This window comes from Cobetia sp. 2AS (assembly GCF_029846355.1).
GTDB classification, from domain to species: Bacteria; Pseudomonadota; Gammaproteobacteria; order Pseudomonadales; family Halomonadaceae; genus Cobetia; species Cobetia amphilecti.
Genome location: NZ_JARWKQ010000002.1, coordinates 838,820 through 857,439 on the forward strand (window position 1 = coordinate 838,820; position 18,620 = coordinate 857,439).

An 18,620-nucleotide genomic window follows, 5' to 3' on the forward strand; every position below is an offset into this window, starting at 1 on the left:
GTGAGGTGCCCGGCTGACGCCACGCCCAGACACGTCTGAAAACCGGCCACGAACATCCAAGGCGGGAAGCGGGACGTTACCTGACTATCCCCCCGCAATTGACGCACCGCCATCCCGATCGTCACGGGCGTTGATTCTTTCCCGAACAAAGGCCTCTATCATGCAACTTGCCATTCCCCGGCGGTGCACTTACCGTCAGCTGAACAATGGACCCCCTGCCAAAGGAGCCGGCCGCCCCATGCCAGCACAGAAGCCGTCAGTCAGTCCGCCAGAGGCGGAAAGCTTTGACCACGCCAGTGCGATAGAAGCCTGTGCACGCGGAGACGAGGCCGCGTTCCGCAGCCTCTATGATCTTGAATCGGGCCGCATGCTGGCGCTCGCCATGCGCCTGTTGAACAGCCGCGACCAGGCGGAAGATGCCGTCCATGACGCCTTCATCAAGCTGTGGTCCAATGCGGGCCAGTACCGCCGAGAACTCGGCAATGGTCGCGCCTGGCTGTTTACCATCCTGCGCTATCGCGCTCTGGACCAGCTGCGCGCCCAGGGGCGGACGCCTCGCGGCGACAGCGATGCGCTCGACACGCTGGCCGATCTGCTCGCCAACCCGGAAACCGCGGCCGATGACAGCCAGACGGCCCATCAGTTGAGCGACTGCCTGGGTGAGCTGGAAGTGCCGCGACGCGAGCCCATTCTGCTGGCCTTCTTCAAGGGACTGACACACGAACAGATCGCCGAGAAGCTGAGCGCACCGCTTGGCACCATCAAGGGACGCATCCGCGCCGGTCTCAAGCTACTGCAGGAGTGCCTGTCACGATGAATAGCCCCCTGATTCCCGAATCTCCCGAAGAACAGAACCTGCTGCTGGGTGAGCATGCCCTCGGGCTGCTGGACCCTGAGCGCGAGGCCGAAGTGCGCGCCTGGATCGAGAGCGATGACAATGCCGCACGCATGGCCCTGCGCTGGCAGCAACATTGGCTGAGCGTGAGTGATCGCCTGCCGCCGGAGCCCCCTTCCGACTCATTATGGAAGCGCATCGACGCCAGCCTGGTGCGCCTCAAGCAGTCCTCCGCCACCCGCGATGACGCCGCTCGACATGACGCAGATCAGGCAAGCACCTCAACCAAGGCGCCCTGGCTGCTGCGCTGGCTCGGCGGTGGCCTCGGACTGGGTCTGGGGGCAGGTCTCGCCCTGGCACTGGTCATGCAGATGGGGCCCTTCTCTCCCAGCGCGCCGCTGGAAGGCACGTCACCGGAGGTGGCTACCCAGACACCTGACGGCGACGCGCAACGTATGGTCGCTATCCTGCAGACACTGGAAGATCCGGGCACGCCGACCTGGGTGGCCAATGTCACGCCCAGCGGTGGCCTGCAGCTGACACCGAAGGTCTCCATCGAGCGCCCGACGGATCGCGCCATCGAACTGTGGACCCTGACCGACCCGCAAGAAGGGCCGCGCTCACTGGGGCTGGTCGACCCGATTGCGGGCATCGAACTCAGCGCCGAGCAGATCGGCAGCATGAGTCCGGGCCAGCTGCTGGAGATGACACTGGAGCCAGAAGGCGGTTCGCCGACCGGCAAACCGACGGGCAAGATTCTCGCCATCGGTCGCCTGGTGGACCTCAATCAGCGTGATAGCTGAAAGCCCTCGAGGTAGCCCTCGGGCATGACGGCTGCCGATAGTGGCGCTTTCTGACGCTGTAATTTCACAGCGAGTCTCACGGGAAAGCGCCCTATCGGTCTGCTCAAGACCTGCTCAAGGTCTGCTCAAGGTCTGCTCAAAAGAGGGAGTCCGTCGTCTAGCGTCAGTCAAACGCCAGACATGAAAAAGCCCCGCGATTGCGGGGCTTTTTCATGTCTGACAGCGTCAGCTAGCTGGCAACAAAGCCAGTGCTCAGCTTTCAGTGCGCTCGAGCCAGGATTCGACGGTTTCCGCACCGTGCTCTTCCTTCCACTCTTTCAGCTGCTTGTGGTTGCCACCACGCGTCTCGATGACTTCACCGGTGTGCGGGTTCTTGTAGACCTTCAGCTTGCGCTTGCGACGCACACCACCGGTCTTGCTTTCCGGTGCGGCAGCAGCCGGCGCCTGGGACGCTTTCGGGTCCAGCAGGGTGATGACGTCACGAGTGGACTTGCCGTACTCGCCCATCAGTGCGTCCAGCTTGTCCTTGAATTCGAGTTCGTTCTTCAGACGGTCATCATTGCGCAGGCTTTCCAGCTGCTCTTGAAGTTTCTTGAGCTCTTGCTCTTTCTGCATGAAATCAGTCAACAGGGACATGAGTATCTCCAGGATGTCGGGACAGACAGTTGAGTCACGAAAACACGATGCTGAAAGAGGCTCGGCGATATTCATCTGCCGTACATGTTTAACAGCGCGTTTTCATAAAGACTTGTGCAGGACACTCGGGACAGTTAAGCGCCCACACCAGATCAAGGGCGATTATAGACCGAGTCAACTGCGAGGTGAAGTCTTAAATAACATGTTTCCAAAGTATGCAATCTTTCCGATCAATGCAATAGCCAGCAAAAAAACAGTACTCACTGCCCAGGCACTTCATTATCCCCTGTCACAACTGAAGACAGGCCTTCCAAAAGTGTCTCTGCAACAACACGAAGAAGTCTTTACCACGACCTGATATCGGGCTTGAGGGCCCGCCATCACTGGACCTCCAATATTCACGGGATATGCACAATTCATGACAACAACCCACAAGGAAGTATTATGCAACCACTTTCCCGTTGGCGTGGCGGCGTCAGATTGCAGACTTTCGATGTAGGGCTGTCATTGCCTGCGCACCTCGAAAAGCATGCACATGAACGAACAACAGAAGTCCATACTAAAGCAGGTAGCGAACTAATAGTGGTGCAAAATGCAACACTTTCTCCAGAAAGCGTCACTTCAAAAACACCGTCAACCTGATAGAATGGTCAAAGTTGACAAAGATTGAGCCGTCTTCAAGCCATTCCACTCTCCCGCCACTCGCAGAGACACTCCATGCCATTCTCCCAGATGCCGACCCGCGATACGGACTCACTTTCTCTCTGGCACCCTTATACCCAGATGCAGGACATGCCAGCGCCACTGGAGGTGGTCGGCGGCACGGGAGCCCGCATGACACTGGCGGGAGGTGAGACACTGCTGGATGCGACATGTTCCTGGTGGTGCATGATCCATGGCTACGGACACCCGCGTCTCGTCGCGGCCATTCAGCAGCAAGCGGCAGAACTCTGCCATGTGATGCTGGGCGGCATTCGCCATCGACCGGCCAAGGAGCTTGCCGATGCGCTGGTGCGCGTCACCCCCGAGGGCCTGAATCATGTCTTCTTCTCGGATAGCGGCTCGGTGGGCATGGAAGTCGCCATGAAGATGGCAGTGCAATATCAGCAACAGCGCAAAGACCGCGATGACACGCGGGGACGGACGCGCATGCTGTCATTGATGAAGGCCTATCACGGCGATACGGCGGGCTGCATGGCAGTGTGTGACCCCGAAGAAGGCATGCATTCCTTGTTCGCCGATTTCCTGCCCAGACATCATTTCGCACCGGCGCCGACTGCCGGTTTCAGCGCCAGTCGTGACGAGGTAGCAGACGATATCAGCGCATTGCGCGCCTGCCTGGAAACACACCAGCATGAGATAGCGGCATTGTTGATGGAGCCTCTCTTGCAGGCGGCAGGTGGCCTCAATATGTACTCGCCCTACTATCTCGAGGCGGCACGCGAGTTATGTGACGAGTTCGGGATCGCATTGATCTTCGATGAAGTCGCGACCGGTTTCGGTCGGACCGGCAAGATGTTTGCCTGTGAACACGCCAATGTCTCTCCTGACATCATGGTGCTCTCCAAGGGACTGACGGGGGGATATCTGGGACATGCCGCCACCCTGGCCCAGAGTCATATCTTCCATACATTTGATGGCGAGGATGCCAATAGCGCCTTCATGCACGGCCCGACCTTCATGGGCAATCCGCTGGCCTGTCGGGTAGCACTGGAAAGTCTCGCGGTATTCGAGGAAGAGAATTATCTGGGCAAGATTGCCGAGCTCAATCAATTGTTGCGCGATACCCTGCTGAATTTCTCCCACCCCGCCATTCGCGATATACGCGTATTGGGTGCCACGGCGGTGATAGAAGTGCACGATGCCAGCAGTCTGGCAGGCGCTCAGGCCCATGCCCGTGAACTGGGTGTCTGGTTACGTCCCTTCGGTCGCTGGCTCTATACCATGCCGGCCTATATCACCTCGCCGCAGGACTTGCGCCAGATCACCCATGCGATGACCAGCTACTTCGAGACCCTGGAACACTGATGCACTGATTGCACTGACATACAACACGACTGCCCCTGGCGATGTTCATCAAAGGCGATTGCCATCAGAGGCAAGCGCCATCAGGGGCAGTCACTCTCGAGCGCCACCAGTCTCGAGAGCTATCACCATCAGAGGCATTCACCCCCACAGGCGGGCTTCGAGTGCCTGGTAATCCTCTGGCGAGAGCTGACCACCCTTGACCAGCTTCTTGAGGAAATGACGATAACGACGCGCGACCTTGCGCCGCGCCAGCCAGGCGACACTGGTCGCCAGCGGAATGAAGTCAGGATTCGAGATACCGTCGATCAGCCACAATCTGGGCGGCTGGTCGTCGCTGAACTGGACCACGATATTGCGATCATTGAGATCAGACGGAATCAACCAGCGTTTCTCGAGATAGCGATAGAGATTGGCCAGCTCGCTCACCAGCACCTCGGCGCTCAGGCGCTCGGGGGTCTCGAGATGCACCTCGCGCAGTCGACGTGACGTGGAGCCGTCACTGTCGAGAATCAGATCGAAGACCAGTCCGAGCCCCTCGGCGGTGGCGACACTGCCGTGGTAGGCAGGCACATAGGACCAGTCGCGCATGCCACGTCTGACCAGGCCCTCGAAATAGCGTTGCTCGCGTTCATTCTGGCGGCTGCCCTTGTCAGGGTAACGCGGGACCTTGATGCAGCGATGGGGGTCGTTCGGGTCCTGATAGACACGCCGATCATTTCCCATGCCGATGACGCGGGCATTTTCCAGCTCCAGCATGCGCACTCCTGTTGAATAACGCCTGCGACTGCAGCCGCCGGGCAGCGTGGCATTCTACAAAAAGCCGTCATGGCACGCCAACTTGTGCCATTTGGCGGCGCCCACGTTCATCGGCCATTCAGCTTGCGTTGCCCTTCTGGTAAGATAATGCGCCGTTTTTGACGGCATTCAGGAGGAAGCCGCAGGAACACTGCGACAGCAAGGCATTCGTCACGAATGTACACGTCATGCGAGGCATTGCCCCGGGATCGGGTGGCCACGCACCCACAGTTCGCCCGCTCTGTCCGCAACACTCCCAAAGCTGGCACAACCCCACATAGAGGTACTCGCATGAATGCGGTAATTCTGGCCGTCCTGGTCATGGTCGGCCTGTCGTTGGCTCGCGTCTCGGTCGTCTTCGCGCTGGTCGCCGGCGCCCTGGTCGGCGGTCTGTTCAGCGGCCTGTCTCTGACCGACACGCTCGGCGCCTTCAATGACGGTGTCGGCGGCGGCGCCAAGGTCGCGCTGGCCTACGCTACCCTCGGTGCCTTCGCCGTCGCCCTGTCTCGCTCCGGTTTGCCGGACCTGCTCGCCGCACGCCTGATCGGCCTGCTCAATGGCGAAAGCACGCCGCGCCGCCAGACGGCCATCAAGTACGGCCTGCTGGGCAGCGTGACCCTGGTCGCGATTTCCTCCCAGAACCTGATTCCGGTTCACATCGCCTTCATCCCGATCCTGATTCCGCCGCTGCTGGTCGCCATGAACCGCCTGCGCCTGGATCGTCGCGCCGTGGCCTGTGCACTGACCTTCGGCCTGACCGCGCCCTACATGCTGCTGCCGGTCGGTTTCGGCTCCATCTTCCTCAACGACATCCTGCTGGCCAACATCAATGAGGCCGGCCAGTCGCTCGGCCTCGACGTGACCCGCGGCATGGTGCCGATGGCGATGGCGATTCCCGTCGGCGGCATGTTTCTCGGCCTGCTGACGGCGCTGTTCGTCTCCTACCGCAAGCCGCGTGACTACGCGACCCGCGAGATCAAGTCCAGCAACGTACCGCACCACACGCCCATGCACACGCCGTCCAAGAGCGGCCTGATCATGGCAGGCGTCGCCATCATCGCCGCCCTCGGCATTCAGCTGTATTCCGGCTCGATGATTCTCGGCGGGCTGGTCGGCTTCGCCATCCTCTCGCTGGGTGGTCTATTCAAGTGGAACGAAGCGGATGACCTCTTCACGTCCGGCATGCGCATGATGGCGCTGATCGGCTTCATCATGATCTCGGCGGCAGGTTTCGCTTCCGTGATGAAGGCCACCGGCGATATCCAGACCCTGGTCGACGCCTCCTTCCACATCATCGGTGACAACAAGCCGCTGGCCGCGCTGGTCATGCTGATGGTCGGCCTGTTCATCACCCTCGGCATCGGCTCCAGCTTCTCGACCATTCCGATCATTGCCGCCATCTACGTACCGCTGGCGCTGCAATTCGGCTTCTCGCCGCTGGCCACCGTCGCGCTGATCGGCACCGCCGCCGCGCTGGGGGATGCCGGTTCACCGGCCTCTGACTCGACCCTCGGCCCGACGGCCGGCCTGAATGTCGATCAGCAGCACGACCACATCTGGGACAGCGTGGTGCCGACCTTCATCCACTACAACATCCCTCTGATCGTGTTCGGCTGGGTGGCCGCGATGACGCTGTAATCCGCTGAGCGACAGTCTCGCGCCCAAGCGAGATGCCAGACATGCCAACGCCCGACAGAGAGGACCTTCCTCACTGTCGGGCGTTGTCGTTGCGGAGCCGGCTCAGGCGCAATGAATGGGTACCGCCACTGGACAGCCATCCAGTCTTTTAGCATGATGCGCGCATGCGCAAGATCCTCCACGCCGACTGCGATTGCTTCTATGCCGCCGTCGAGATGCTCCGCCATCCCGAGTGGCGCGAGGTGCCCATCGCCATCGGTGGCCGCACCGAGCAACGCGGTGTCATCGCCACCTGCAATTATCCCGCGCGTGCCTTCGGTGTACGCTCGGCGATGTCGACTGCCCGCGCGCTGCGCCTGTGCCCACAGCTGATTCTGGTGCCACCGGACTTCGAGCGCTACCGCGCCGTTTCCGCCGAGATCCAGGCACTCTTCCATGAACTGACGCCTCTGGTGGAGCCCCTCTCGCTGGATGAGGCCTATCTGGATGTCAGCGCCGTGACTGACTTTCAGGGCAGCGCCACCTGGATGGCGCGCTGGTTGAAGGAAGAGGCGCTCAAGCGCACCGGCATCACCCTCTCCCTTGGCGTGGCCGCCAACAAGTTTCTGGCCAAGATCGCCAGTGACTGGGAAAAGCCCGACGGCCTGACGGTGATCACGCCCGAGACCAGCGACGCCTTCATCCGCCAGCTGCCCGTCGGCAAGCTGCATGGGGTCGGCCCAGCGACGCTGGCGCGTCTGACACGCCTGGGCATCACCACCTGCGAGGACATGCGCACCACGCCGCTAACGACGCTGGCCGAGCACTTCGGCAAGTTCGGCACCCGCCTGCACGAACTGGCGCACGGCATCGATGAGCGACCGGTGCGTGTCGAGCGCGAGCGCAAGTCGATCAGTGTCGAGCACACCTTCGATCACGACCTGCCCGACCTGCCAGCCTGCCTCGAGCGCCTGCCCGCCCTGCTCGAACGCCTGACCAGCCGTCACGCCCGCCATGACCAGCCGGTGCTGGCCAAGCAGTTCGTCAAGATCCGCTTCAACAACTTCGAGAGCACCACGCTGGAAAGCCTGCTCCCCGCCTCGACCACCACGCTGCCGAGCGCCAACAGCTTCGCCCTGCTGATGGAGCAAGCCTGGCAACGCGGGCATCGCCCTGTCCGCCTGCTGGGCGTCGGCGTGCGCCTCAAGGCCCGCGAGGACGCCCAGCAGCTGGGATTGTTCTAGCGCCTTGCTCGTTCGCAGTCATGCTTCCGCCTTCGCCTTCGCCTCGGGCGAAGAGCGCTCTGCCGCAGTGGTATCCGCTTCACCTTCATCGCCCCAATCTCCCCAGAGCGCCGATGGAGAACGCAGACGAATCTCCAGCGGCAGACCTTCTACATCATGCTGAACATCGATGGCTTCGAGGGGGCGCAACCTGACTTCGAGCATCGCCTGATTGGCGTCGAAGGGGCCCGCCAGCTGTGAGGGCAGCTTCTGGGTCAGCTCCGGCGGCGCCACGATACGCGCCAATACACTGCGGCCATCCGCGAAATGTGCCTCGGCCACTCGCCCGACAGCCACCTTGCCGACATATTTCGGCGAGAAATAGGCATGCAGTTCCGGCGCATTGGCAGGCACCAGCACGCCCAGAGGTTCGCCAGCACTCACCTGCTGACCAGGCTGCACGTAGCTCTTGGCCAACAGGCCATCCTGAGCCGCCATCAAGGACATCGCCGCGATGCTGGCTTCGATACGCGCCAGCTGGCGGGTCAGGTCCTGACGGCGCTGAACTACCGGGCCAGCCAGCTCGGAGCGCGTATTCTCTCGCAGCTGCAGCAGCAGGTTCTCACGCGCTCCCGACAGCTGATCCTGAGCACTGGCACGAGCCACGTGGATACTGGCGAGATCCGTCAGGGGGACCTCACCCTGGCGACGGAAGTCATCGAACTTGTCAGCCAGACCAGATTGGAAGCGCAACGAGGCCTCGGCGTTATCGACCCGCTGGCGAGCGGTATCGACCAGCGACTCGCTCTCTTGCTGTGCGCCCTTGGCGGGCAGCGTGGCCAGAATCTCCTTGAGCGCGGTGCGATCGGCCTCCAGCTCACCATCCTCGAGCACGAACAGGGGGTTGCCCTGCTTGACGCGCTGGCCGGCACGCTGAGGCACATCCACGACACGCGCATCACGCGGACTGGTGATCACCAGCGGCTCGTGCGTCAGTACCGCCGGGGCCGACAGCAGCAAGCGGTCGCGCAGCGCATACCAGGAGAAGGCCACCACCGGCACCAGTACCAGAGCCATCAGCCCTATCCAGCGCCAGCGCCCTCCGCCCCGTCTGGCCTTGGCGTAGGGAACCTTCAGCCCGGACTGCTGGTCCGGGTGACGAGACTTTTCCGGGTCAAATCGAATATCCATCAGAAGCGTTTTCCTCGGCGCAGGACCCACCACGGGGCCATGCTGGTTTCTTCGTGGCTGCGACGCAGCATTTCATTGAGAATCGCGACCAGTGCCAACAGACGCATGCTCAGCTGGTAGAACGGAAGCACCGGCAGCCAGACCATGTTCCTGAGCGCGACCGGAATATCGCGACTGACACAGCAAAGCCCGGCCAGCGCGTACCAGCTGCACAGCAGCAGATAGATGAGGTAGAGCAGCACGCTGATCGACACCGCATGCACCAGTGGCTGGGTGGCGTACCACCAGATGACATAGCCACCGATCAGGAAAGGCAGCGCCACGCTTTGCACCAAGCCGTAGGTCATCGTGAACAGCGTGCCGGGCCACCCCATCAAGCGCGGCCGCATGCCGCGCCAATGCTTGCGCAGGTAGATGAAATAGAGATCGCCCTCCCAGCGCATGCGCTGACTCGCCAGACTGCGCAGAGTTTCCGGGCCATCCGTGAAGCCGACGGCCTCGGGGATGAACGCAAGTCGCATATGTGGATGCCGACGCTGGTACTGCTTGAGGCGCAAGGTAAGATCCAGGTCTTCCGCGGTGTGGGTGTCCCAGCCGCCGACCTGACGCACGATATCGGTGCGGAAGATGCCAAAGGCCCCCGAGATGTTGTTGATCAGATTCCAGCGCGCCAGCCCGGTACGGCCATATTCGATCGACAGCAGGTATTCCAGGGATTGCAGGCGTGTTGCCAGCGAGACCTTGCGATTACGAATGCGCAAGTTGCCGGCCGCCGCCAGTACATCGGGGTCTTCGAACACCACCACGCTGCGCGTGACCATGTCACTGGCAAAGCCGGTATCACCATCCAATGCATACACCAGCTCACCGGTGGCAAGCCCGAGCCCGGTATTGAGTGACGAGACCCGCCCCCCGCGCTGCCACTTGGGCACCACCCGCAGAGTACGGTTGGCATGCTGCCGAAAAGCACTGACCTGACGTCGAGCAGCCGCCAACGTCTCGTGATTGGCCGTGGCGCCATCGATCACCATGATCACCTCGACGTGGCCGGGATAATCCTGATGCAACAAGGATTCGGCGCTGGCGGTCACCCCCTCGCCCTCGGAATAGCAAAGCACCAGGCAGCTGACGGAGGGATAGCGCTCGGGCATGACCCTGGCATCATGAGTGCTGCCCCAGCCGCGATCGCGCAGATGGCCGACCATGCCAGTAATCACGATGGCGGCCAGTGGCAGTTCGAAGAGAATCAACAAGGGCAGAATGGATACCGCCACCCACGGCGAATGCAGCATCGAGCCATTGACCCAATGCATTTCCATCAATACCTGCGAGACAAAGATATCCAGCTCTCTCATGCCTCGGCCTCGGATGGCATCTTGCCACTCGGTTGACCAGACGCCTGATCGTCCAGCAATTGCGCCAGCCAGTATGGCGCCTTGCCTGTGCAGCGCTCGCTGGGTAGCTCATGCATCTCGAGCGCGATATTCAGCCCCGCGTCGTCCTCTGCCAGGTCGGTCAGTGACTTGATGCGGCGTGCGATATCCGCAAAGTGTTCACGGGGCGTATGGGGCAGTAGAAAGAGCCAATGGCCGGCGTCGTATTCACAGACCAGGTCAGTATCACGCAGCAGGCTCGTCAGACGCTGGGCCATGGCGCTCAATGACGCAGCCGGCGATGAAGCCGACAGCGGAGACGCCACCGAGCGTGAAGGAAGGGCGCCGGAGGACATCACCATCAGCAGATGGCGGTGGGCATGACGACGGGCGAGCGTCACCAGCAGGTCCAGCATGTGATGAAGCTCGGCGCGTGAGACTCGCTGTCCCACCATCTGCTCGGGCATGCCTTCCTTGCGCGGCAAGGCAACGACGCGACGCCCGGCTTCGCTGAGCGCCAGCGAGGCAACACGTTGCTGGATCAGCTCTCCGGGCTGCTGCAACTGGCCGCAATCCATGCACTGGACTTCCACCTCGCCCTCTACCAGCCATAGGTCGCATTTCCCGCAGGCCAGCGATTCCAGCGGTCGATCATAGTCGACCCCGATATGCCGCAGTCGGACATGACATTTCGGGCAGACGAGTCGTTCGTCATGCGTGAAGTGATCAAGACGGTCCACATGACCGCAGGTGAAACAGTGCAGTCCATCGAGCGGCACGAGATCCAGATGGCGGCAACGCGGACAGACATCGATATAGTTGAGGTGCACGCTGCGACACTGTCGGCAATGACGCGTGCGTGTCATGAGCGTCGCCTCGCGGGTCCAGCCACGCTGAGCGAACAGCGCAAGCAGATCGTGCTGCTCGCTGGCAGTCATGCCCCATGCACTCAACAGAGGCCATTCACAACCGGCCATCAGTGCAGGTGACAGAGAGACCTGCAGGACATGGTCGGGATAGAGGCGCCACCAGCGCAACAGACGCTCAGCGCTCGCCGACAGCCCAGCCTCGTGTTGCTCAGCTGACGCCGAGGCCTCCAGGCGCTTCACCACATCTGACAGATCAAGCAGACGGCTCCCCGGCCATTGATTGGCCAGTGCCTCGATGGAGGGAGAGCTCGCCCCCGTCACGATCACGGGTATCAGCGCACCTGACGCCGTGGCTCGGATATCGCTCAGCAGGCGCTCTGCCTCCTGCAGCGTCAGATGCCCCGCCGGCTGAACCGCCAGATGGATGGCATCACACTGGCTGCCCGCAGAAACGTCAGACGCAGGAAAGCCAGTCGCAGAAAATTCAGCCGCGGCGGCGTGCGAGGCGCGATATGGCGCTCGCTCCGCGAGCATCGCCAGCAGGTCCTGTGACTCGACTGCCCACTCTCCCTGTTCGATCTGCGAATGCCCACCACTTGAGTGCTCACTACTTGCAGCCGCAGGACGGCCAACAACGGCTATGTACATCAGAAAATCCCGTGAGGTCAGTCTTCGCTCCACCACGCGCGCCCATACTTCAGCATGAGACATCACGGACGAAACACTGGTGCAGAACCAACCCCATGGGACTGACGCCATGAAATGGAGTTCATGGCGGATTGCCAACATCGGCCTTTTGAGCAGTGGTTTCATACCCTCATGTCGTCAAACACACATTTATCTAATGACAAAGACTGAGAAAACTGACACAAAAGTTTGATGCAAATTGCATTTAACCTGATGGACTATTGAATCTCTCCTCGTTGAACCTCTCCCCCGTCAAGCCCCCAAATGCATGGCCTCCCAGTCATTCCCTTGGCATGCGCGTCCTGACGATACTGCTCTGCTCAACACACTCCCTGGCAACCAGATGGCCGTCAGGCAGTTCCCGCAAACAACAAAGCCGGCACCTGAAACAGGTACCGGCTTCTTCGTCACGACCTCAGGTCGATGACAGACTCATGCGTTGAGCAAGCGAGGCTCAGGCGAAGACGATGGTCTTGTTGCCGTGGATCAGCACGCGATCCTGCAGGTGCCAGCGCAGCCCGCGCGCCAGCACTTTCTGCTCGACATCACGACCGATGCGCACCAGTTCCTCGGCGGTATGGCAGTGAGTGACGCGGTGGATGTCCTGCTCGATGATCGGGCCGGCATCCAGCTCTTCGGTCACGTAATGGCAGGTCGCGCCGATCAGCTTGACCCCACGCCCGAAGGCCTGGTGATACGGCTTGGCGCCCACGAAGGAAGGCAGGAAGCTGTGGTGGATGTTGATCAGGCGACCGGCATAGCGCTCACACAGACTCGGCGGAATGATCTGCATGTAGCGCGCCAGCACGATGCAATCGGCCCGGGATTCTTCCACCAGACGCTCGACCTCGGCAAAGGCCGGCGCCTTGTCATTCTTGTCGACCGGCACGTGATGGAACGGAATGCCGTGCCATTCGACCAGCGAACGCATGTCGTCGTGGTTGGAAATGACGCAGGGAATCTCGCAATCCAGATCACCGGACTGCCAGCGATGCAGCAGGTCCACCAGGCAATGGGAGTCCTTGGAGACCATCAGCACGACACGCTTCTTGGCGGCGGTGTCATGCACGCGCCACTGCATGCCGAACTCTTCACCGATCGGGGCGAAGCGCTTGCCGAGCTCAGCGGCGCTCAAGCCGATGGTCTCGGGGTTGATCTCATAGCGCATGAAGAAACGACCGGCGCCAAGATCAGAATGCTGATTGGCTTCGGTGATCCACCCGCCCTGCTCGGCGATGAAAGTGGAAACTCGGGCAACAATTCCGACCTGATCAGGGCAGGACACCACCAGGCGATAGGCGTGAGACATCGTAAGTTCAACCATTGTGATAGCGGGAATGATGTTCAGCCGGCGAAGCGCCGGCCTGCGCGAGGAATCATGACACCGCCCGTAAGCAGCCCCTCGGCAAAGGTGGGGTATTGTAGCTGATCACGCGGCCTGAAACAGTGCTGCACCCCGATTCTGTCCATATGGTCAATACGACATTGCGATCAGCGGCCATCACGCCGGCCCACCTCAAGGCGTCGTGCGAACGGCTGGGCCGCTCTCGAATCGACGCGACCGGACAACAGCGCCATTTGTGGCGCTTCGCGGGATTCCCGTATAGTTGAGCCACATTTTATAGATGGCATGACATCCATGTTGAAACCCCGCGTTCAAGTCCGTCAGAGACAACGTCCGCCGCTGCACCTGCTACCGCTGGGTGGCTGCGGCGAGATCGGCATGAATCTGACGCTGTATGGTTATCAGGATCACTGGATTGCCGTGGATTGCGGCATGATGATTCGCCAGGACCTGCCGGAAGGTCCGTTGCAGGTGCCGGATATCGAGTCCCTGGCAAGCCTGGGCATCAGCCCACAGATGCTGGTGATCACCCATGGCCATGAAGACCACATCGGCGCGGTCGCCTGGCTGTGGCCGAAATGGCGCTGCCCGATCATCGCCACGCCCTTGGCGGCTGGCCTGCTGCGCGCCAAGTTTGCCGAGCGCGAGCTGGAAACCTCCAGCCTGCAGATCATCGAGGTGGATGAAGGTTTTGAATCCGGCCCCTTCGCGCTGCGATTGTTGCCACTGACCCACTCCATTCCGGAAAGCTGCTCGTTGCTGATCGTCACGCCGGAATATCGCGTGATGCATACCGGCGACTGGAAGCTGGACCCGGAGCCGCTGATCGGCGAGCCCACGGATCCGGAGCGCTATCAGGCACTGGCGCCGGTCGATCTGGTCGTCGGCGACTCCACCAATGCCCCGCTGGCGGGTCATTCGCGCAGCGAGGGCGAGGTAGCACGCGCACTGGAGAAGACGCTGGCCGGCTGCCGCGGACGCGTCGTCGTGACCTGCTTTGCCAGCAACCTGGCCCGCATCCTGGCACTGGGGCGCGCCGCCGCACGCAATGGTCGCCGCATCACGCTACTGGGACGCTCGATGGAGCGCATGGTGCGCGTCGCCCGCGGTCTCGGCTATCTGGAAGACTTCCCGCCGCTGGTCCCGGTGAAGGACCTGGGCTACCTGCCCCCGGAAGAGGTCATGGTGATCGCCACCGGCAGCCAGGGCGAGCCGCGCGCCGCACTGTCACGCCTGGCCAATTCCCGCCATCCTGACTTCGAGCTGGCCGCCGGCGACACCGTGATCTTCTCTTCCAAGGCGATTCCCGGCAATGAGCTGGCCATCGGCAAGCTGCACAACGCGCTGACACGCCTCGGCGTCGGCATCATGGAAGAGAAGCAGTTCCCGGACCTCCACGCCTCCGGGCACCCGGCGCAGGAAGAATTGCGCACCTTCTATGGCTGGCTGAAACCGGTACGTCTGCTGCCGGTGCATGGCGAATATCGCCACCAGCTCGCTCACACCCAGGTGGCACAGTCCCTGGGCATCGAGGCACCGCTGATTCCCGTCAATGGTGACGTGATTCGCCTCGATGCTCAGGGGCTGTCGGTGGAGAAACGCCTGACACTGCACGAGCGCATCATCGAGCATGACAAGGTGCGTCCGCTGGATTCCATGGACCGCCGTGCCCGCGCGCGTCTCGGCCGGCATGGCAGCGTCTCGCTGGCGTTGCCCGTCACGCTGCAGGAGGCCGGCTGGGTTCGCATCGGCCGCTTGATGCTGGATATCAGCGGCACCTCAAGCCTGGATGAAGACAGCTTCGCCGAGTGGCTGGATGACACCCTGGCAGGCCTGAATGCCAGCAATGAACGTGAACTCAAGCAGCAACTCGATGGCCGCATCAATCGCTGGCTGCGCAACCATCTGCGCCATGAGCCGGTGCTCTTCCTGCATATCATGGCCATGAATCAGGAGTGAGTGTCGCGCCATCATCGAAGTGATGGCCACCTTGATCTCACTGCCCTGCACAAAGCAGCGCATGAAAAAGCCCGCCCGGGAAATACCGGGCGGGCTTTTCTGCTGCTGGGAGGCGCTCAGGGACTGGTGATGGCGACATTGCCGACTTGCCGACTGGCAATCTCGATCTCAGGCGCTTCAGCCACCTCCATGGCGTCAGGCCGAAGGTCTCAAACGGACTTGTTCTTCGGCGGACGGCCACGACGCTTGGGCTGATCACTGACCAGATCATCCACGGAAAGGCCAGCTTCGATCATCGCATCACGAATCTCGGCAAGCTTGCGCTCCTTGGCGATTTCTTCTTCGCGGCGCTGCTCGTCTTCTTCGGCTTTCTGCTCGATCACCTCATTGATGACCTCGGAGAGCTTGTGCAGTTGTTCCATGGACAGCTGACGCGCTGCTGCACGAGCAACATTCTTGTTACGAGCGATCTTTTCGAGAGAATCGGCTGTCATTTCGCTACCTCCACCATATGCACTGAGCTGGAATCCCTGCGAGTCATCGCATTGGATGTGATAATGCAGCAAAGTATAAGCGCTAAATATGAACTAACAAGCCTTGTCAAAAGCAAGGCAGTGTTTCCACAGGATAGACCAACAAAAACCCCGCTTGATAGCGGGGTTTTTGTGAGCGCCTGTGGGTTATCCTGGATGGCTCGATCAACATGAGCGCCACGACTGATGACGAAAAAGGTCTCAGCCTCCCGTCATGTTCATGAAGCGAACGATCTGGACATCACCGTCCGTCGTGAAGTGATGACGCTCGGGCTTGAGGTGCATGGCATCGATGATCGCGGCCTTGAGCGGCTCGATGTCACCCGGGTGGCGACGCATGATGTCACGCAGGTCAAGCGAGTGCTCATTGCCAAGACACAGCAACAGACGCCCCTCTACCGTGACGCGAACGCGGTTGCAGGTCGAGCAGAAGTTATGACTGTGCGGTGAGATGAATCCCACCCGTGATTCGCTGTCCGCCATGCGGAAATAGCGCGCCGGCCCCAGACTGTCTTCAAGCGTGGGAATCAGCGGATAACGCGTCTCGATGCGCGCCTGGACATCATCACTGGAGCAGAAGGTCTCGTCACGCCCGTGATCCGAGACCTGGCCCAGCGGCATCTCCTCGATGAAGCTGATGTCCAACCCTTCCTCACGCGCAAATTCGACCAGCGACACCACTTCGTGATCATTGCGCCCCTTCAGCACCACCGCATTGAGCTTGATGCGGAAGCCTTCCTCGCGCGCAGCACGGATGCCGGCGATCACCTTGCTCAGGTCGCCGGTACGCGTCAGCGCCTTGAAGCGCTCCGGGTCCAGAGAATCAAGGCTGATATTCAGCCGTGACATGCCGGCGGCCTTCAACTGCGCGGCGTGCTTGGCAAGGCCCGCGCCGTTGGTGGTCATCGAGAAGTCCTTGAGCCCCTCGAGCGCGCCGATTTCATCGACCAGCTTGCCGATATCACGCCGCACCAGCGGCTCCCCGCCGGTCAGGCGAATCTTCTCGACCCCCAGTTCCACGAAGGCGCGCGCCAGCAACGCGATCTCTTCGAGGCTCAAGACCTCGTCGCGCGGCAGAAAGGTCATCTCTTCGCTCATGCAATAGACGCAGCGAAAATCACAGCGGTCCGTCACTGACAGGCGAACATAGCGGATGCGACGACCGAAGTCATCGACCAGGGTTTCCATCATGACTCTCCCGAAAACTTGGGTGTTGCCAGCGATGATTGTCTCTCTTCGCTGCTGGCCTCGGCCAATGAGTCATCAGCCTTGTGTTGCTCGACAAAGGGGGATACCGCTTCACCCTCTGCCGTCACCGCGGACTCTGGATGCCAGCGCTCGAGTGCCTCGCGATCGCTCGAACGTTCCCGCACCCAATAATCTCCCGTGGCGGTGTGCTCCTTTTTCCAGAAAGGCGCCCGCGACTTGAGGTGGTCCATCAGGAAGTCACAGCCGGCAAAGGCCGCCTGACGATGCGCACTGGCGACCAGCACCAGCACGATATTGTCGCCGGGCTCGAGCCGTCCGACACGGTGAATGATGCGCACCCCGGTGAGCGGGAAGCGCTCGCGCGCCTCTATGATCAAGCGCTCGAGGCTGCGCTCCGTCATGCCGGGATAGTGTTCCAGCGTCAGCGCGACGACATCCGGTCGCTGATTGAAATCACGCACCAGTCCCGTGAAGGACACCACGGCACCAATGTCGCCGCGCCCACGCGTCAGGACGTCCTGCTCGACACGCAGATCAAAATCGCTGGCCTGAATGCTGACCGAAAAGGCCCGCGAGGCTTCGTTTGCGACTTGGGTCATGTCAGCCCCCCGTCACCGGTGGGAAGAAGGCGACTTCATCACCGGCATTCAATGGGTGGTCATCGCGCACCATGTCCTGATTGACGGCGCACAGCACGCGAGTGTCATTGAGCGCTTCAAGCTGAGGGTCACGCAGCGCCAGGGTGCGCTTCAAGCCCCCGACCGTCGCTTCGGACAGCGTCGTCAGGTTCAGCGCCAGACTGTCGAGGTCCAGGCGTTCCCGCAGTTCCGCCAGGAAGAGAACCCGCACGGTGGCATCACCGCGGGCCGCCGGAGCGGCCTGTCCCGCTGTCGCTTCGATGGGCTCAGCTGTTGCAGCACGGCTTGGTTCGGTCCGGCTTGGTTCAGTCCGGCTTGGCTCAACCGGCGTCTGCTCGACAGCGGCGGCTTCGTCCGGACGCTGCCAATCACCACTCTTGCCACCGGTCTTGGTCTCGAGCTGGATATCGCCGATCACGATACCCTTGTCGACCGCCTTGCACATGTCATAGAGCGTCAATGCCGCCACCGAGGCCGCCGTCAGCGCTTCCATCTCGACACCGGTACGCCCATTGAGGCGGCACAGCACCTGAATTTCCACACAGCTGTTGGCGCTGTCCAGCGTGAAGTCGACCGTCACCTTGGAGAGCATCAAGGCATGACAGAGCGGAATCAGCTCATGAGTGCGCTTGGCCGCCTGGATGCCGGCAATACGCGCCGTCGCCAGCACATCCCCTTTGGGCAAGCCACCTTCGGCGAGCAGGGCGAGCGTGGCAGGCAGCATGCTGACGCGTGCGCTGGCTCGCGCCTCGCGGCGGGTTTCCTGCTTGTCCGCAACATCCACCATATGGGCTTCGCCGCGTGCGTTGAGATGAGTAAGGCTCATGAGCTGTCTCGTATCCGTATCGGGTGCGCCTGACTGGCGGCAATCTCTGAAAT

16 protein-coding genes and 1 pseudogene are annotated in these 18,620 nt (G+C 61.3%); 7 read left to right on the forward strand and 10 right to left on the reverse strand.

The window, feature by feature from the left end; all coding sequences use genetic code 11:
- The first annotated feature begins 238 nt into the window (after positions 1 to 238).
- Both QD356_RS08700 and QD356_RS08705 read left to right on the forward strand, forming a co-directional pair.
- Positions 239 to 817 (forward strand): sigma-70 family RNA polymerase sigma factor, encoded by a 579-nt coding sequence (locus tag QD356_RS08700; RefSeq protein WP_192837635.1) that lies wholly within the window; start codon positions 239 to 241, stop codon positions 815 to 817.
- On the forward strand, positions 814 to 1,638 hold the full coding sequence (locus QD356_RS08705) for an anti-sigma factor (protein ID WP_192837634.1): 825 nt from the start codon (positions 814 to 816) through the stop codon (positions 1,636 to 1,638). Before QD356_RS08700 ends, QD356_RS08705 begins: the two co-directional genes overlap by 4 nt.
- Positions 1,639 to 1,890: 252 nt before the next feature.
- Here QD356_RS08705 and QD356_RS08710 read toward each other — a convergent pair whose 3' ends face one another.
- Positions 1,891 to 2,274: a histone-like nucleoid-structuring protein, MvaT/MvaU family gene (locus QD356_RS08710; protein WP_043336770.1), complete on the reverse strand. Its 384-nt coding sequence runs from the start codon at positions 2,272 to 2,274 to the stop codon at positions 1,891 to 1,893.
- 444 nt (positions 2,275 to 2,718) lie between these two features.
- Between QD356_RS08710 and QD356_RS08715 the strand changes: the two genes are divergently transcribed.
- Together QD356_RS08715 and bioA are read left to right on the forward strand one after the other, a co-directional pair.
- Positions 2,719 to 2,916, forward strand: coding sequence for a hypothetical protein (locus QD356_RS08715; RefSeq protein WP_192837633.1), 198 nt, complete (start codon positions 2,719 to 2,721; stop codon positions 2,914 to 2,916).
- 75 nt (positions 2,917 to 2,991) lie between these two features.
- Positions 2,992 to 4,302 (forward strand): adenosylmethionine--8-amino-7-oxononanoate transaminase, encoded by a 1,311-nt coding sequence (gene bioA / locus QD356_RS08720; RefSeq protein ID WP_225996322.1) that lies wholly within the window; start codon positions 2,992 to 2,994, stop codon positions 4,300 to 4,302.
- Between the two features lie 138 nt (positions 4,303 to 4,440).
- On the opposite strand, the gene QD356_RS08725 is transcribed toward bioA, so the two are convergent.
- On the reverse strand, positions 4,441 to 5,058 hold the full coding sequence (locus QD356_RS08725; protein ID WP_043336773.1) for a YrbL family protein: 618 nt from the start codon (positions 5,056 to 5,058) through the stop codon (positions 4,441 to 4,443).
- 330 nt (positions 5,059 to 5,388) lie between these two features.
- On the opposite strand from QD356_RS08725, the gene QD356_RS08730 reads away from it, so the two are divergent.
- Positions 5,389 to 6,735: a Na+/H+ antiporter family protein gene (locus QD356_RS08730; RefSeq protein WP_043336774.1), complete on the forward strand. Its 1,347-nt coding sequence runs from the start codon at positions 5,389 to 5,391 to the stop codon at positions 6,733 to 6,735.
- A gap of 164 nt (positions 6,736 to 6,899) precedes the next feature.
- Entirely contained in the window at positions 6,900 to 7,958 is a 1,059-nt protein-coding gene (gene dinB, locus QD356_RS08735; protein WP_153636234.1) for a DNA polymerase IV, read from the forward strand.
- A gap of 18 nt (positions 7,959 to 7,976) precedes the next feature.
- Here dinB and QD356_RS08740 read toward each other — a convergent pair whose 3' ends face one another.
- From QD356_RS08740 to purU, 4 genes are all read right to left on the reverse strand, one after another.
- Positions 7,977 to 9,128, reverse strand: a complete 1,152-nt coding sequence (locus QD356_RS08740) for a biotin/lipoyl-binding protein (RefSeq protein WP_192837632.1) — start codon at positions 9,126 to 9,128, stop codon at positions 7,977 to 7,979.
- The gene (locus QD356_RS08745) at positions 9,128 to 10,483 is read right to left on the reverse strand and encodes a glycosyltransferase family 2 protein (protein WP_192837631.1); all 1,356 of its coding nucleotides are present in this window, start codon (positions 10,481 to 10,483) and stop codon (positions 9,128 to 9,130) included. Before QD356_RS08745 ends, QD356_RS08740 begins: the two co-directional genes overlap by 1 nt.
- The gene (locus QD356_RS08750) at positions 10,480 to 12,018 is read right to left on the reverse strand and encodes a hypothetical protein (protein WP_192837630.1); all 1,539 of its coding nucleotides are present in this window, start codon (positions 12,016 to 12,018) and stop codon (positions 10,480 to 10,482) included. Before QD356_RS08750 ends, QD356_RS08745 begins: the two co-directional genes overlap by 4 nt.
- Before the next feature lie 493 nt (positions 12,019 to 12,511).
- A complete protein-coding gene (gene purU, locus QD356_RS08755) occupies positions 12,512 to 13,366 on the reverse strand; it encodes a formyltetrahydrofolate deformylase (RefSeq protein WP_043336780.1) in 855 nt (284 codons plus the stop codon).
- A 414-nt stretch (positions 13,367 to 13,780) separates the two neighbouring features.
- On the opposite strand from purU, the gene QD356_RS08760 reads away from it, so the two are divergent.
- Positions 13,781 to 15,361, forward strand: a complete 1,581-nt coding sequence (locus QD356_RS08760; RefSeq protein ID WP_192837845.1) for a ribonuclease J — start codon at positions 13,781 to 13,783, stop codon at positions 15,359 to 15,361.
- Between the two features lie 209 nt (positions 15,362 to 15,570).
- Here QD356_RS08760 and QD356_RS08765 read toward each other — a convergent pair whose 3' ends face one another.
- From QD356_RS08765 to moaC, 4 genes and pseudogenes are all read right to left on the reverse strand, one after another.
- Positions 15,571 to 15,855, reverse strand: a complete 285-nt coding sequence (locus QD356_RS08765) for a hypothetical protein (protein ID WP_043336782.1) — start codon at positions 15,853 to 15,855, stop codon at positions 15,571 to 15,573.
- Between the two features lie 240 nt (positions 15,856 to 16,095).
- Positions 16,096 to 17,085, reverse strand: a complete 990-nt coding sequence (moaA, locus tag QD356_RS08770) for a GTP 3',8-cyclase MoaA (RefSeq protein WP_192837629.1) — start codon at positions 17,083 to 17,085, stop codon at positions 16,096 to 16,098.
- Between the two features lie 161 nt (positions 17,086 to 17,246).
- Positions 17,247 to 17,702, reverse strand: a pseudogene (locus tag QD356_RS08775) (molybdenum cofactor biosynthesis protein MoaE); the annotation flags it as partial.
- Between the two features lies 1 nt (position 17,703).
- Positions 17,704 to 18,567 (reverse strand): cyclic pyranopterin monophosphate synthase MoaC, encoded by an 864-nt coding sequence (gene moaC, locus QD356_RS08780; RefSeq protein WP_192837627.1) that lies wholly within the window; start codon positions 18,565 to 18,567, stop codon positions 17,704 to 17,706.
- Between the last annotated feature and the right edge of the window lie 53 nt (positions 18,568 to 18,620).

Bases quoted from the DNA above. Each gene is read 5' to 3' on its own strand.
- QD356_RS08760 (WP_192837845.1), top strand. From the start codon at position 13,781: ATGAATCTGACGCTGTATGGTTATCAGGATCACTGGATTGCCGTGGAT.
- QD356_RS08765 (WP_043336782.1), bottom strand. From the start codon at position 15,855: ATGACAGCCGATTCTCTCGAAAAGATCGCTCGTAACAAGAATGTTGCT.
- dinB (WP_153636234.1), top strand. From the start codon at position 6,900: ATGCGCAAGATCCTCCACGCCGACTGCGATTGCTTCTATGCCGCCGTC.
- moaA (WP_192837629.1), bottom strand. From the start codon at position 17,085: ATGATGGAAACCCTGGTCGATGACTTCGGTCGTCGCATCCGCTATGTT.
- QD356_RS08700 (WP_192837635.1), top strand. From the start codon at position 239: ATGCCAGCACAGAAGCCGTCAGTCAGTCCGCCAGAGGCGGAAAGCTTT.
- QD356_RS08740 (WP_192837632.1), bottom strand. From the start codon at position 9,128: ATGGATATTCGATTTGACCCGGAAAAGTCTCGTCACCCGGACCAGCAG.
- QD356_RS08715 (WP_192837633.1), top strand. From the start codon at position 2,719: ATGCAACCACTTTCCCGTTGGCGTGGCGGCGTCAGATTGCAGACTTTC.
- purU (WP_043336780.1), bottom strand. From the start codon at position 13,366: ATGTCTCACGCCTATCGCCTGGTGGTGTCCTGCCCTGATCAGGTCGGA.
- bioA (WP_225996322.1), top strand. From the start codon at position 2,992: ATGCCATTCTCCCAGATGCCGACCCGCGATACGGACTCACTTTCTCTC.
- QD356_RS08750 (WP_192837630.1), bottom strand. From the start codon at position 12,018: ATGTACATAGCCGTTGTTGGCCGTCCTGCGGCTGCAAGTAGTGAGCAC.
- QD356_RS08710 (WP_043336770.1), bottom strand. From the start codon at position 2,274: ATGTCCCTGTTGACTGATTTCATGCAGAAAGAGCAAGAGCTCAAGAAA.
- QD356_RS08730 (WP_043336774.1), top strand. From the start codon at position 5,389: ATGAATGCGGTAATTCTGGCCGTCCTGGTCATGGTCGGCCTGTCGTTG.
- QD356_RS08705 (WP_192837634.1), top strand. From the start codon at position 814: ATGAATAGCCCCCTGATTCCCGAATCTCCCGAAGAACAGAACCTGCTG.
- QD356_RS08725 (WP_043336773.1), bottom strand. From the start codon at position 5,058: ATGCTGGAGCTGGAAAATGCCCGCGTCATCGGCATGGGAAATGATCGG.
- moaC (WP_192837627.1), bottom strand. From the start codon at position 18,567: ATGAGCCTTACTCATCTCAACGCACGCGGCGAAGCCCATATGGTGGAT.
- QD356_RS08745 (WP_192837631.1), bottom strand. From the start codon at position 10,483: ATGAGAGAGCTGGATATCTTTGTCTCGCAGGTATTGATGGAAATGCAT.